This is a genomic window from Rhizobium sp. P28RR-XV (assembly GCF_012641385.1).
In the GTDB taxonomy this organism is placed as follows: domain Bacteria; phylum Pseudomonadota; class Alphaproteobacteria; order Rhizobiales; family Rhizobiaceae; genus Rhizobium.
This window is the reverse complement of record NZ_JABAIG010000002.1, coordinates 292,398-306,864: the sequence shown is the minus strand read 5'-3', so window position 1 is coordinate 306,864 and position 14,467 is coordinate 292,398. Positions and strand designations below refer to the sequence as shown.

Genomic DNA, 14,467 nt, shown 5'->3' with positions numbered 1-14,467 from the left:
CCGTTCAATCCCCCTGGAATTCCGGCCGGCGCTTGGCGGCGAAAGCCTCGAAGGCGCGGCGGAAATCCTGCGTCGCCATGCAGATCGCCTGGGCCTGCGCCTCGGATTCGATCAGCTCATCGATGCCCATCGCCCATTCCTGGTTCAGCATGGTCTTGGTCATGCCATGGGCGAACCAGGGGCCGTCGGCCAGCGAGCGGGCGAGCTTGACCGCTTCCTGCTCCAGATCGGCACTGGCGTGCAGGCCGTTGTAAAAGCCCCAGGCTTGTCCTTCCGCTCCTGTCATCGCGCGGCCGGTAAAGAGAAGCTCGGCGGCGCGGCCCTGGCCGATGATGCGGGGCAGGATGCCGCAAGCGCCCATGTCGGCACCGGCAAGGCCGACGCGGGTGAAGAGAAAAGCCGTCTTGGCCTCCGGCGTCGCCAGCCTCAGATCGGAGGCCATGGCAAGGATGGCGCCGGCGCCGGCGCAGATGCCGTCGACTGCTGAAATGATCGGTTGCGGGCATTTGCGCATCGCCTTGACGAGATCGCCGGTCATGCGCGTGAAAGCCAGAAGCTCGGGCATGGCCATGCGGGTCAGCGGCTCGATGATTTCGAAGACATCGCCGCCGGAGGAGAAATTGCCGCCCGCGCCCGTCAGCACGATGGCGCGGATATCGGAGGCATAGGCGAGATCGCGGAAGAGATCGCGCAGTTCGGCATAGCTGTCGAAGGTTAGTGGATTCTTACGTTCCGGGCGGTTCAGGCGGATGGTGGCGACGCGGCCGTCTTCGCTGACCTCCCAGAGGAAGTGCTCCGGCTTCAAATCCTTAAAGGGCTTCAGATGGCCCTTCATCGTCATGTCGCGTTCGCTCATCCCTCAAATCTCCCCACCAGCAACCGCGATTGCCTGTCCATTGATCGACGCCGCAGCCGGCGAGGCCAGCCACAGCACGGTGTCGGCAACCTCTTCCGGCTTTATCAGCCGTCCCTGCGGATTGGATTTTGTGAATTCGCCAAGCGCCTGCTCGGCGGTGCGCCCTGACTTGGCGATGATCGTCTCGATCGAGCGCTGGATGATCGGCGTATCGGTAAAGCCGGGGCAGACGGCATTCACTGTGATGCCGGTCTTCGCCAGTTCCAGCGCCAGCGAGCGGGTGAGGCCGACGACGCCATGCTTGGCGGCCACGTAGGCTGAGACGTAGCCATAACCCTTCAGACCGGCCGTCGAGGCGATATTGATGATGCGCGCGCCGGTGCCACGAGCTTTCAGGTCGGGGAGGACTGCCTGCGTCACCACAAAAACACCGGTCAGGTCGACCGTAAGGACATGGTTCCAGGCCTCCAGCGTCGTCTTCTCGAAGGGCGCGCTCGGTGCTTCGCCGGCATTGTTGACGAGGATATCGACCGGGCCGAATTTTTCGCGTGCTTTGGCGAGGCCTTGCGCCACGGCGTCGGGGCTGGTGACATCGAAGCCGTCGATAACGAACCCATGGGCGCCGATCTCGGCCACGACCGCCTCCAATGGCTCCCTGCGGCGACCGGCCAGGCTGACGCGCGCGCCCTCGGCGGCCAGCGCCTTGGCGATCGCGGCCCCAATGCCGCTGCCGGCCCCGGTGACAAGCGCGTGACGGCCGGCGAGTTTGCCCGAAGTCGTCATCTCATCCTCATTTCGCCGGTGCAGCGGTGGCCGCGCGGGCGAGGTTGGTTTCATACTGCGTCTTGCCGGAAACATATTGCTTCGGCCAGGGAATGGAAGTCAGGCCGATCTTGGCGGCTTCATGCAGCGCCCAGGCCGGATCCGCCAGATGCGGGCGGGCGACGGCGCAAAGATCGGCGCGGCCGGCGGCGATGATCGAATTGGCATGATCGGCCTCCGAGATCGCACCGACGGCGATGGTGGGGATGCCGATTTCGTTGCGGATCTTGTCGGAGAAGGGCGTCTGGAACAGGCGGCCATAAACCGGTTTTTCTTCTTTCGATACCTGGCCCGATGAGCAATCGATCAGGTCGGCGCCGGCTTCCTTGAACATGCGGGCGAAGATCGCCGCATCTTCCGGCGTATTGCCGCCATCGGTCCAGTCATGACAGGAGAGGCGTACGGAGATCGGCTTGTCCGCCGGCCAGATTGCGCGCATCGCCTTGAAGATTTCCAGCGGATAGCGGGCGCGGTTTTCATGGCTCCCGCCGTACTCGTCGTCGCGCAAGTTGGTCAAGGGCGACAGGAAACTCGATAGCAGATAGCCATGGGCGCAATGCAGTTCCAGCCAGTCCGCGCCGGTCTCGATCGCGAGCCGCGTCGATCGGATGAAGTCGGCCTTGACGCGCTCCATGTCGGCGCGGTCCATGGCCTTCGGCACCTGGCTGTTCTTGAGGTAAGGGATTGCCGATGCGGAGATTAGCGGCCAGTCGCCTTCGGCAAGCGGCTGGTCGATGCCTTCCCAGGCGAGCTTCGTCGCGCCCTTGCGGCCGGCATGGCCGATCTGGACGCCGACCTTGGCGGCGCTGTTCATGTGAACGAAGTCGACGAGGCGCTTCCACTGAGCGACCTGCGCCTCGTTCCAGAGGCCGAGGCAGCCGGGCGTGATACGGGCATCCGGGGTGACGCAGGTCATTTCCGCGAAGATCAAACCGGCGCCCCCAAGCGCGCGCGAGCCGAGATGGACGATGTGGAAATCGTTCATCACACCGTCCGCGGCCGAATACATCGCCATCGGCGACATGACGATGCGGTTGACGAGCTGGACATCACGCAGGCGATAGGGCGTGAACATCGGCGGCAGGCACCGGTCGTTGCCGACGGCAAGGCCGGATTTCTCGGCGAACCAGCGCTCATAGCCCTCGAGCCAGGTCTTGTCGCGGAGCCTCAGATTTTCGTGGCTGATACGCTGTGAGCGGGTCAGCATCGAATACATGAATTGCGGCGGCTCGAGCGTATCGGCATAGCGGCGTCCGACGACTTCGAACCATTCCATCGCATTGCGAGCGGCGTTCTGAATGCGGGCGACGTCGACGCGGCGGATTTCCTCGTAGGTCTCAAGGACGGCCGGAATCTTATCCTTCTCGTGCCCGTGGATCTGGAACTGCCGGGTGAGTTCGATCGCATCGTCGATGGCGAGCTTGGTGCCGGAGCCGATGGCGAAATGCGCGGTGTGCGCGGCATCGCCCATCAGCACGACATGGGAATCGCCGTTGAAATGGCTCCACTTGCCGCAGATCAAGCGGTTGAAGTTCAGCCAGGCCGAGCCGCGGATATGGCGCGCATTGGTCATGAGCGAAGCGCCTTCGAGCACTTCGGAGAACAGGTTTTCGCAGAAGGCTATGGAGCCGTCCTGGTCGATCTTGTCGAGGCCGTGGGCGAGATAGGCCTCTTCCGTCGTCTCGACGATGAAGGTCGAGGTCTTGTCGTCGAACTTGTAGATATGCGCCTGGAACCAGCCGTGATCCGTACGGCGGAAATCGAAGGTGAAGGCGTCGAAAAGCTTGTTCGTGCCGAGCCAGATATAGCGGTTCGGCCGTGTGATCATATCCGGCTGGAAGACTTCGGGATAATGATTGCGAATCCTGGAATTGAGGCCGTCCGAGCCGATGATCAGATCGGCGTCCGGGTAATCCAGATCGGAATTGACGTCGGTTTCGAAGATCAGCTCGACGTCGAGCGCCTCGCAGCGCTTCTGCAGGATATTCAAAAGTTTCTTGCGGCCGATGCCGACGAAGCCGTGGCCCGATGTACGCTGGCGCGTACCCTTGAACAGAACCTCGATATCGTCCCAATGGTTGAAGGCGTCCTCGATTTCGGCAGCACTTTCGGGATCCCATTCCCGCATCGAAATCATGGTCGCGTCGGAGAAGACGACGCCCCAGCCGAAAGTATCATAGGGGCGGTTGCGCTCGACGACGTGGATCGAATGCTCGGGATGGAGCTTCTTCATCAGAAGCGCGAAGTAGAGCCCTGCGGGGCCGCCGCCGATACAGACGATGCGCATCGCTTTTCCCTCCTCGTCCGGCCGGAGCCGATTTCAAAATCATTTAAGTTTAAAATATCTCGTCGCCGTCATTCGTCAAGGCTTTTCCTGCCGGGATATGCGGATAGCAGATGATCACAATATCGTAAAAACTGAAAATTGTTATTTTAAATCAATGGAAATCCAAAAATAGTTTAGGCTTAAAATTTCTTGCTTGAACATTGCGGGCTTCGGTGCGATCCTTTTTGACAACGCTGCATGTGCCGCTGGGGAAAGCGGCGACGGTGGCTTTGAACGATAGGAATGCGGGAGCAAGGCAATGCTGGGACCGACCGGCCATACCGATACATTCACGCGAGACAATCTGCCGCCTTTTGACGAATGGCCCGAGCTGCGGATGGATGGTTTCGACTATCCGGAATGGCTGAATGCCGGTTTCGAGCTCAGCGACCGCATGGTCGAGAAGGGTTTTGGCGACAACGTCGCGCTGATCGGCAACGGCCGTCGCCGCACCTATAAGGAACTGGCGGACTGGACCAATCGCATCGCCCACGCGCTCATCGAGAATTTCGGCGTCAAGCCCGGCAATCGCGTGCTCATCCGCTCCGGAAACAATCCCGCCATGATCGCCTGCTGGCTGGCGGTGACGAAGGTCGGAGCCGTCGCGGTCAACACCATGCCGATGCTACGGGCGGGCGAGCTTTCGAAGATCATCGACAAGGCGGAAATCTCGTTCGCGCTCTGCGATACCAGGCTGGTGGAGGAACTCGTCGCTGCCGCCAAGGACAGCCGTTTCCTGAAGCAGGTGGTCGGCTTCGATGGCACCGCCAATCACGATGCCGAACTCGACAGGATCGCGCTCAACAAGCCGGTGCGCTTCGAACCGGTCAAAACCGGGCGGGACGATGTGGCGCTGCTCGGTTTCACCTCGGGATCGACGGGTGTGCCCAAGGCGACCATGCATTTTCATCGGGATATCCTGATCATCGCCGATGCCTATGCCAGGGAAGTGCTGCAGGTCACGCCGGATGACGTCTTCATCGGTTCGCCGCCGATCGCCTTCACCTTCGGGCTTGGCGGCCTGGTCGTCTTCCCCTTGCGTTTCGGCGCGTCGACGGCCTTGCTGGAAAACGCGTCGCCGAAGAACATGGTCGAGATCATCCAGGAATATGGCGCGACCATCAGCTTCACCGCGCCGACGGCCTATCGCGCCATGCTGGCGGCAATGGACGAGGGGGCCGATCTTTCATCGCTGCGGATTGCGGTTTCCGCCGGCGAAACGCTGCCGGGACCGATCTTCGAAGAGTGGACGCGCAAGACCGGCAAGCCGATCCTCGACGGAATCGGCTCGACCGAGTTGCTGCACATCTTCATCTCCAACCGTCTTTCCGACGTCCGGCCGAATTGCACGGGCAAGCCGCTGACCGGCTATGAGGCCCGTGTCGTCGATGACGAGATGAACGAGGTTCCCAGCGGCACGATCGGCAAGCTCGTCGTTCGCGGGCCGATCGGCTGCCGCTATCTCGCCGACCACAGGCAGGCCGACTATGTGCGCGATGGCTGGAACCTGACGGGCGACAGTTTCGTTCAGGACGAGGAAGGCTATTTCCACTTCGCCGCGCGTTCGGACGACATCATTCTTTCCGCCGGCTACAATATTGCCGGACCGGAAGTCGAGGCAGCGCTTCTTTCGCATGCCGATGTGCTCGAATGCGCCGTCATCGGCAAGCCGGACGAGGAGCGAGGTCACATCGTGCAGGCGCATGTCGTGCTGGTGTCAGGTGTCACCGGATCGGATCTGCTGGTCAAGGCGCTGCAGGATCATGTGAAGGCCGTCATCGCGCCCTACAAATATCCGCGCTCCATCGTCTTCGTCGAGGCTCTGCCGAAGACGGAATCGGGCAAGATACAGCGCTTCCGCCTGCGTAGCTAAGGATACCGCCAGGCGACGTTTTCCCGCTCGAGATCACTTACCGGGATCTTTCGGATTCCACAGCACGGTTTCGGCATCTTTTTCGTAGGCCATGCCCTTGGGATAGCTGATTGCCTCCAATTGCAGACCCCACGGTGCCTGGAAGTAAAGGATCGACTGGCCAGCTGCCGGGCCTTCTGTGATTGGCAACGGCCCCAACCGCGTTTCAATGTTCTTGCTGTCCAGATGAGCCTTTGCCGCATCAATATCGTCAACGTAAAGCGAGATATGAAACGCACCGATGTCGCTGTTCTTCTGCTTGAGGTCCCGCTGATCCGGAGCTGAGTATTCGAACAGTTCTATGTTCGATCCGAAACCGCACCGAACTTGCGTTATCTGCTTTATTTCAGCCCTGGGATCGACGCCGAGCAGATCGGTCATGAAGGTACCCTTATCGTCGGCAAACGGTCCGAACGACATGATGACCTCGCAGCCGAGAACGTTCTCGAAGAAATCGACCGCCTGCTTCATGTCCGGCACGGTAAGCCCCGTATGGTCGTGACCACGAAGACCTGGAAGCCCGCCGGCTTTTGTCGCTGTTGACACAGGGTATTTCATAGTGGCTCCCTTTCTGTATGCCGATGCTGTTGCGTTCTTACTGCGGTTTAAGTGACAGCTTTACGCCCCCTTCGGGCGGCTATTCAGGCATCGGATACTTCTTCAATCAGGCTCTCGCGTCCGAGCCAGCGCGGGTCGATCTCCGGCAGAGGAATGGCGTCGAGCAGCATGCGCGTATAGGCGGAGGCAGGTGCGGTGAAGACGCGCTCACAGTTACCTTCCTCTTCCACTCGGCCGCGGCGCATCACGTAGACGCGGTCGCAGATGGCGCGGATGACCGAGAGGTCATGGCTGATGAAGGCCATGGACAGGCCGAGGTCGCGCGAAAGCTCCTTCAGCAGATTGAGCACCTGTGCCTGGGTCGATACGTCGAGGCCCGAGACGATCTCGTCGGCGAGCACGAAGTCCGGCCTGAGCAGCGCGGCGCGAGCGATGCCGATGCGCTGGCGCTGGCCCCCGGAAAGCTCATGCGGATTGCGATCGAGGCAGGCCTGCGGCAGCATCACCCGCTCGAGGATTTCAGCGACGTGGCGTTCGGCCTCTTTCCGGTCTGAAGCCAGCCGATGCAACAGCAACGGCTCGACCAGGATGCGGCGGATCGTGTGGCGCGGATTGAGCGAGGCCATCGGATCCTGGAAGATCATCTGCATGCGGCGGCGCAGTGGCCGCATGTCGGTATCAGGCAGACGGGTGATGTCCCTGCCGTCGAAATGGATGCTGCCCGCGGTGACGTCGACCAGCCGCAGCAGCGCACGGCCGAGCGTCGTCTTGCCAGAACCGCTTTCGCCGACGATTCCCACGGTCTCGCCTCGACGGATATCGATGTCGACGCCGCGCAGCACTTTGATGCCGTGGCCCGGAGGTCCAAAGAGATGCGGCTTGGCACCATAGGTGATCTCGATGCCCCTGGCGGACAGGAGATTATCGGAACCACTCATCGGCCGCCCTCCGGAATGCCGATTTCGCGGCGCAATTGCTCGAAGACGGCCTGCGGCACCGGTGTCAGCCCGGCATCCGGCCGGTCGTAGCGCGGCCCGGCCGATATCAAAGATTTGGTGTAGATATGTTGGGGATGCGCAAGCACGTCGCCCGTGCGCCCCTCTTCGATCACCTTGCCGGCATAGAGCAGGGTCACGCTGTCGCAGATCTGGGCGACGACGCCGAGATCGTGTGTGACGAAGATGACGGCGGTGCCGTGCGCTTCCTGCAGGCCGCGGATTAGCCGCAGAATCTGCTTCTGCACGGTGACGTCGAGCGCCGTGGTCGGCTCGTCGGCGACGACCAGTTTCGGCTCCAGTGCGAAGGCGGCGGCGATCAGGATGCGCTGGCGCATGCCGCCGGACAATTCATGGGGATAGGCGCGCAGCACGCGTTCGGGATCGCGGATATGTACTTCCTCCAGCAGTTTCAGCGCGCGCTGCCGGGCACCGCTTGACGACAGGCCTCGCTTCAATCGCAGGCCGTCGGTCAGTTGCGCCTCAATGCGCCTGCCGGGATTGAGCGCCGTTTGTGGGTCCTGCGGGATCAGCGAGATGTCGCTACCCATGATGTCGCGCAGCTCTTTACTGGAGAGAGCCAATAGGTTGCGGTTCTCGAAGAGGATCGAGCCGCCGGTGATGCGGACGCCGCGCGGCAGGATGCCGAGCAGGGCCTTGGCGATGGTCGACTTGCCGGCACCGCTTTCGCCGACGAGGCCGCGTACCTCGCCGCGCTCCAGTGTGACGGAGACATCGCGCAGGATGGGCGCGCCGCCGTCGCGGTCGGATGCGGCGTTGAGGCCGATAATCGAGAGAAGTGGAGATGTCATCGGCGCATCACCGGATCGAGGGCGCGGCGCAGGCCGTCGCCAAGCTGATTGAAAGCAAGCACCGTCGCAAAGAGCGCGATCAGCGGCACGACCAGCACCCACCATCCCTGATAGATCATCTGCCGTCCCTCGGCGATCATGCCGCCCCAGGTTGGCGTATCGGATGCAACGGATAGGCCGACGAAGGACAGGATGGCTTCGACAATGACGGCGATGCCCATTTCCAGGCTGACGAGGGCGATCAGCACCGGCGTCACATTGGGCAGGATTTCGCTGAAGAGGATTCTCTCCCGCGAAAAGCCGATCGTATGGGCTGCGGTCACATAATCCATCCGCGCCTGTGCCTGGGTTTCCGAGCGCACGACACGACAGAAGCGCGTCCAGTCGATGATGACGATGGCGGCGATCACCGAATGGACGCCGGAGCCGAACACGGCCACGAGCAGGATCGACAGCAGCACCGGCGGGAAGGCCATCCAGATATCGACGAGGCGGGAGATCACCTTGTCGATCCAGCCGCCGTACCAGCCGGCGAGAAGGCCGAGCAGCGTGCCGATGAAGGCCGCGAGCCCGGCCGCGACGAAGGCGACTGTCAGAGCGATGCGCGTGCCGAAGATGGCGCGGGACAGCACATCGCGGCCAAGATCGTCCGTGCCAAGCAGGAAGCCGGGATCGGAGCCGTCGATCCACGCCGGCGGCAAGGTGCCGGACATGAGGTCCTGCTCCAGCGGGTCTTTCGGCGCGATATAAGGGGCAAAGATTGCGAGGATAATGAGAATGAGAATGAAACCGCCGCCGAAGATCACCTTCGGCTCGGAGAGCAACGCCCGGACGCGCTTCGCCATCCTGGATGGTGGTCGTGGCATGGCGGGCAAGGTGACGTCAGCCATGGGCGAGCCTCGGATTGAAGGCTGCGACCAGAAGATCGACCGCCAGATTGACGAGAATGAAGAGGGCGCCGAAGACCAGCACCAGCCCCTGGATCAGCGGCAGGTCGCGATTGATGACCGCATCGATCGCCATGTTGCCGATACCGGGATAGGCGAAGATGCGCTCGACAATGACGGTGCCGCCGATCAGGAAGGTGAATTGCACGCCGGTCAGCGCAATCGTCGGACCGACGGCATTGCGCAGCGCCTCCTGCAGCACGAGCCGCAGCTCGGACATGCCCTTGAGCTTGGCGAGCAGGATATAATCCTGCACCATGGCCTCGGAGAGTGCGGCCTTCAGCACGCGGGCAATGATGGCCGCCAGCGGCAGGCCAAGGGCCAGGACCGGCATGACCATATGCGCACTGATGTCGGCGAAAATGCCGAAGCGAAGCGTCACCAGGCTTTCAAGGAGATAGAAGGGCGTCGCGAATTGCGCGTCGATGCTTGGATCGATGCGGCCGGAGAGCGGGAAAAGCGGAAAAAGAACGCCGAGGACAAGAACAAGCGCCAGCGCCCAGACGAAATCCGGCACGGCGAGGAAAAGGCCGTTCAGGCTATCGATTACAGGCTCGAAAATCGTGCGGCGGGCAAGCGTACCGACGATGGCGACCGTGCCGCCGAGAAGAACCGCGAGTGCGAGGGCTGCGAAGGCGAGTTCCAGCGTCGCCGGGAGGCGTTCTCCCAAGAGAGATAATACATCACGCTTCAAGGAGATCGATGTCCCAAAGTCACCGGTCAGAACCGATTTCAGCCAGAGCCAGAATTGGGTCGTGAGGCTTGCATCGAGCCCGTAATGGGCGCGGAGCGCGGCGATGTCGGCAGGGCTTGCGCCCGGTGAGATCATCATGGCGATGGGATCGCCCGGCACGACGCGCAGCAGGACGAAGACGATCACCGCCACGCCGAAGAGGGTAATCGCGGCCATGATCAGCCGGTTGAGAATGGAGACTGCTATCATGCGTTATGAGTTCCGATCGCATGTGCTGACTATAACATGGAACGTGCCGGCCCCTCATCCGGCCTATCGGCCACCTTCTCCCCGTTTTGACGGGGAGAAGGGGATAGACACCCACAGCCTTCCTTCCGAGCGCCTTTCCAGACGAGGGTACAGAGGTCGTCCCCTCTCCCCGTCAAAACGGGGAGAGGCTAGGGTGAGGGGCAGCCACATACTCAAGCCCGAGCCATCAAGCCTTCGAAACCAACGTCGGCTGCAGGGCGCCGGAGACGTTCGGTGTGACCTTCAGGCTCGATTTGTAGACGATCGGCTGGGCATATTGCAGCAGCGGGATCACATAGCCCTGCTCGGCGATGTATTTGATCGCCGCCTTCCAGCCGGCAATGCGCTTTGCCTCGTCCTTTTCCACCCAGAGCGGCCCCAGCATGTCGTCGACATCCTTGGTTTTCCAGGCCGAGTGCGGCGACGGGCCGAACATGGCGAAACCGGTCGAGGTCGTCGGGTCGCCGATGGCATTGCCCCAGTTATAGAAGGCGGTCGGGCCGAGCTGGTGGGCGGCGCGCAGTTCGTAGTGCTTGGCGATTTCGTAGACTTCGATTTCAGCCTGGATGCCGACCTTGCGCCACATGCCGACGATCGCCTGGATCATCTCGTAATCCTTCGGCTTGAAGCCGCGGGTGGTCTTGATGCCGAACTTCACCGGCTTTTCCGGTGAATAACCGCTGGCGGCCAGAAGCTTCTTGGCCTGTTCCGGATCGTAGGGGATCTTGATCGAGGCGTCGTAGGCCTCGTATTCCGGCGCCTCCAGTGTCGACAGCGGCTTGCCGTATCCGCGCAGCAGACGCTTGATGATCGCTTCCTTGTCGATTGCCATATTGGCGGCAAGGCGGACATTCTTGTCGAGCATCGGATCGACATTGCTGATGAAGATCATGCCGATGTCGGAGATCGGGGTGGTGACGCCTGATAGCCCTGACTTCTTCTTCAGCCGGTCGAAATCCTCATAGGGGATTTCCAGCGTCACGTCGGAGGAGCCGGATTCGATTTCGGCGACGCGGCTCGTCGTATCCGGCACGAACTTGAAGATGACGGTATCGAAAGCCGGCTTGCCGCCGAAATAGTTTGGGTTCGCCTTCAGGCGCAGATAGGAATTGCCCTCATAGGCATCGACCATATAGGGGCCGGTGCCGATCGGCTTCTTTTCGAAACCTTCGGCACCCACCTTGGTATAATAGTCCTTCGGCAGGACATAGCCGGTGAGGAAGGCCATCCATTTGAAGAAGGTCGGTTCGAAGCGGACGACGTCGCCGGTGATGCGGTTGCCTTCCACCTTGTAATTGTTGGCCGTCGACCAGATGAACTGGATCGGGTTGCCGGTGTCCTGCTTGGCGGCGCGCTCGAGCGACCAGACGACATCGTCCGGCGTGAACTTGGAGCCGTCATGCCAGGTCACGCCCTCGCGGACGTCCATCCAGACCTTGGTCTTGTCGTCGTTCCAGCCCCAGGCGGTCAAAAGGCCCGGCTGGAACTTGAGGTCAGGTCCCTGGCCGATATACTGATCGAAGATCGAGCGATAGATCGCCTGGATCGTCGGGTTGACGGCGGACGGGCCGGTCGTCGGATCGAAGGATGGCAGGTTGACGTTGAAGGCGATGGTCAGCGTGCCGGCTTCGGCGGCTTCCACCTGTGTCCTGCCTGCAAAAATCCCAGTCAAGAATGCGGCTGCGCCGAGGCTCAGGGCCTCGCGCCGAGTAAGCGTTGTCATGGTCACTCCGTTCCCCTGTTAAGCGACAGAAAAGCATGACGCCCGACTGCCGCTGGCGATTTATTGTCGGAATGTTTTAATCTTAAAATATGTATTTCGGAGCGGCAAGTGCTTTCTCTGGTGCTTCCGCAGAATCCCGGCCTTCATTCCTTGGCCGGCTTCGTATGTCCGTATAAATTTTATGCATATGCATATATTTGGATGCTGGACCGATGCTTTGACCAACGGCTCTGCATCGCCGCGCGCTATTGTTACGCAGCCGATATCGCAAATTGCAGTAGCGACATCCGATAATTGTTCGTTGACAGTTCAAGGAAGTTCAAAATATGATTTTGCAAATGATTTAAAGAAGCCCATAGGGCAAAGGGGTAACACGATGGCCGAGCGATCATTTGCGCGCGAGGTCGAGGATCTGAAGCTCGGGGAAGGCGACATCTTCCGCGGCGAGGGTATTCTCGCGATCACCAAGGCGCTTCTGCAATCCGGTGTTTCCTATGTCGGCGGCTATCAGGGATCGCCGATCTCGCATCTCATGGACGTGCTGGCCGACGCCAAGGACGTGATGCAGGACCTGGGCGTCCACTTCGAGACATCCGCCTCGGAAGCGGCGGCCGCTGCCATGCTCTCCGCCTCCGTGATGTATCCGGTGCGCGGCGCCGTTACCTGGAAATCGACTGCCGGCACGAACGTCGCCTCCGATGCGCTTTCCAACCTGTCTTCCGGTGGCGTCACCGGCGGCGCGCTCATCATCATCGGCGAGGATTATGGCGAGGGCTCCTCGATCATGCAGGAGCGCAGCCACGCCTATGCGATGAAATCGCAGATGTGGCTGCTCAATCCGCGCCCGAACCTGCCGTCGATCGTACAGGCGGTCGAGGAAGGGTTCGAACTGTCGGAAGTATCGAATACGCCCGTCATGCTGCAGGTCGGCATCCGCAGCTGTCATGTGCATGGCCAGTTCGTCGCCAAGGACAACAAGCGTCCCGCCTATACGCTGAAGCAGGCGCTTGAAAATCCGGTTCGCGACGTCAACCGCATCGTGCTGCCGCCGGCTTCCTTCATGCATGAGAAGGAGAAGCTGGAGAAGCGCTGGCCGGCTGCGGTCGATTTCATTAGGAAACGCCAGCTCAACGAATATTTCGGCCCCTCCGAAGGTGAGGTCGGCATCATCCTGCTCGGCGGCGCTTACAACGGCGTCATGCGCGCTCTGCAGCAGCTAGGGCTCGCCGATGTCTACGGCAATTCCGCGGTGCCGCTCTATGTCCTGAATGTCGCCTATCCGCTGGTCGACGATCAGATCGCCGAGTTCTGCGCCAGCAAGAAAGCGGTGCTGATGGTGGAAGAGGGCGCGCCCGAATATATCGAGCAATCCCTCAACACCATTCTGCGTCGCCGCGATATCCAGACCAAGGTGGCGGGCAAGGACGTGCTGCCGATGGGCGGCGAATATACCGCGCCGGTGCTGATGAAGGGCATCAAGAACTTCCTGGAAATCCATCAGCGCGTGCTGCTCGGCAATCAGCCGCCGCTGCCGGATCCGACGCCGATCCTCAACGATCCGAAGATCAAGGCGCTCGCCGAAGTCGTACCGCCGCGGCCGCCCGGTTTCTGCATCGGCTGTCCCGAGCGGCCGATCTTCGCCGCCATGAAGATGGTGGAGGGCGAACTCGGCCAGCACCACATATCAGGCGATATCGGCTGTCACCTCTTCTCGATCCTGCCGCCCTTCAATCTGGGCAGCACGACCATGGGCTATGGGCTCGGGCCGGCGGCTGCCTCGGCCTTCAACGTCGAGGCCGACAAGCGCGTAATTTCGGTCATGGGCGACGGCGGCTTCTGGCACAACGGCCTTGCGACCTCGGTCGGCAATGCCGTCTTCAACAAGCAGGACGGCGTCATCCTCGTCGTCGACAATTATTATTCGGCGGCGACCGGCGGCCAGGACATACCGTCGTCGCGCGCGCTGAATCCGCGCCGCAAGACCAATAATTCCATCGTCAATGCGGTGAAGGGCATCGGCGCGACATGGGTGCGTCAGATCGACAGGACCTATGATGTCGGCAAGATGCGCGACACGTTGCGCGAGGCTCTGACCTCGAAGGAGCCGGGGCCGAAGATCATCGTCGCTTCCTCGGAATGCATGCTCAATAAGCAGCGCCGCGTGAAGCCGCAATTCGCCAAGGCGGTCAAGGACGGCAAGCGCATGGTCAAGGAGCGCTTTGGCGTCGACGAAGACGTCTGCACCGGCGATCACGCCTGCATCCGCCTTTCCGGCTGTCCCTCGCTTTCGGTCAAGCATACCGACGATCCGCTGAAGGACGATCCTGTGGCAGCGATCGACAATAATTGCGTCGGCTGCGGTAATTGCGGCGAGGTTGCGGAAGCGGCGGTGCTCTGTCCCTCCTTCTATCGTGCCGACATCATTCACAACCCGACGGGCTGGGATCGCTTCGTCGCCCGCATGCGTTCCGGCATCATCGGCTGGCTGCAGGCGCGCCGCCGCGCCGGCCGTATCGTCTTTTCGGATTGAGAGG

11 protein-coding genes are annotated in these 14,467 nt (G+C 61.3%); 2 read left to right on the top strand and 9 right to left on the bottom strand.

Annotated features, from left to right (window positions below):
* Positions 1-4: 4 nt before the first annotated feature.
* The 3 genes from HGP12_RS05080 to HGP12_RS05070 are packed head-to-tail and all read right to left on the bottom strand — an operon-like array spanning position 5 to position 3,965.
* On the bottom strand, positions 5-856 hold the full coding sequence (locus HGP12_RS05080) for an enoyl-CoA hydratase family protein (RefSeq protein ID WP_168838308.1): 852 nt from the start codon (positions 854-856) through the stop codon (positions 5-7).
* 3 nt (positions 857-859) lie between these two features.
* A complete protein-coding gene (locus tag HGP12_RS05075; RefSeq protein WP_168838309.1) occupies positions 860-1,639 on the bottom strand; it encodes an SDR family NAD(P)-dependent oxidoreductase in 780 nt (259 codons plus the stop codon).
* A 7-nt stretch (positions 1,640-1,646) separates the two neighbouring features.
* A complete protein-coding gene (locus tag HGP12_RS05070; RefSeq protein WP_168838310.1) occupies positions 1,647-3,965 on the bottom strand; it encodes a bifunctional salicylyl-CoA 5-hydroxylase/oxidoreductase in 2,319 nt (772 codons plus the stop codon).
* A 298-nt stretch (positions 3,966-4,263) separates the two neighbouring features.
* On the opposite strand from HGP12_RS05070, the gene HGP12_RS05065 reads away from it, so the two are divergent.
* Entirely contained in the window at positions 4,264-5,877 is a 1,614-nt protein-coding gene (locus HGP12_RS05065) for an AMP-binding protein (protein WP_168838311.1), read from the top strand.
* Positions 5,878-5,910: 33 nt separating this feature from the next.
* On the opposite strand, the gene HGP12_RS05060 is transcribed toward HGP12_RS05065, so the two are convergent.
* From HGP12_RS05060 to HGP12_RS05035, 6 genes are all read right to left on the bottom strand, one after another.
* A complete protein-coding gene (locus HGP12_RS05060; protein WP_168838312.1) occupies positions 5,911-6,474 on the bottom strand; it encodes a VOC family protein in 564 nt (187 codons plus the stop codon).
* Between the two features lie 83 nt (positions 6,475-6,557).
* Complete coding sequence (locus tag HGP12_RS05055; RefSeq protein WP_168838313.1) at positions 6,558-7,412, bottom strand: ATP-binding cassette domain-containing protein; 855 nt, start codon at positions 7,410-7,412, stop codon at positions 6,558-6,560.
* A complete protein-coding gene (locus tag HGP12_RS05050) occupies positions 7,409-8,281 on the bottom strand; it encodes an ABC transporter ATP-binding protein (RefSeq protein ID WP_168838314.1) in 873 nt (290 codons plus the stop codon). The genes HGP12_RS05055 and HGP12_RS05050 overlap by 4 nt, the downstream gene beginning before the upstream one ends.
* Entirely contained in the window at positions 8,278-9,171 is an 894-nt protein-coding gene (locus HGP12_RS05045; RefSeq protein ID WP_168838315.1) for an ABC transporter permease, read from the bottom strand. The genes HGP12_RS05050 and HGP12_RS05045 overlap by 4 nt, the downstream gene beginning before the upstream one ends.
* A complete protein-coding gene (locus HGP12_RS05040; RefSeq protein WP_168838316.1) occupies positions 9,164-10,171 on the bottom strand; it encodes an ABC transporter permease in 1,008 nt (335 codons plus the stop codon). The genes HGP12_RS05045 and HGP12_RS05040 overlap by 8 nt, the downstream gene beginning before the upstream one ends.
* A gap of 226 nt (positions 10,172-10,397) precedes the next feature.
* Positions 10,398-11,933 (bottom strand): ABC transporter substrate-binding protein, encoded by a 1,536-nt coding sequence (locus tag HGP12_RS05035; RefSeq protein WP_168838317.1) that lies wholly within the window; start codon positions 11,931-11,933, stop codon positions 10,398-10,400.
* A 376-nt stretch (positions 11,934-12,309) separates the two neighbouring features.
* Between HGP12_RS05035 and HGP12_RS05030 the strand changes: the two genes are divergently transcribed.
* Positions 12,310-14,463: an indolepyruvate ferredoxin oxidoreductase subunit alpha gene (locus tag HGP12_RS05030; protein ID WP_168838318.1), complete on the top strand. Its 2,154-nt coding sequence runs from the start codon at positions 12,310-12,312 to the stop codon at positions 14,461-14,463.
* Positions 14,464-14,467 lie beyond the last annotated feature (4 nt).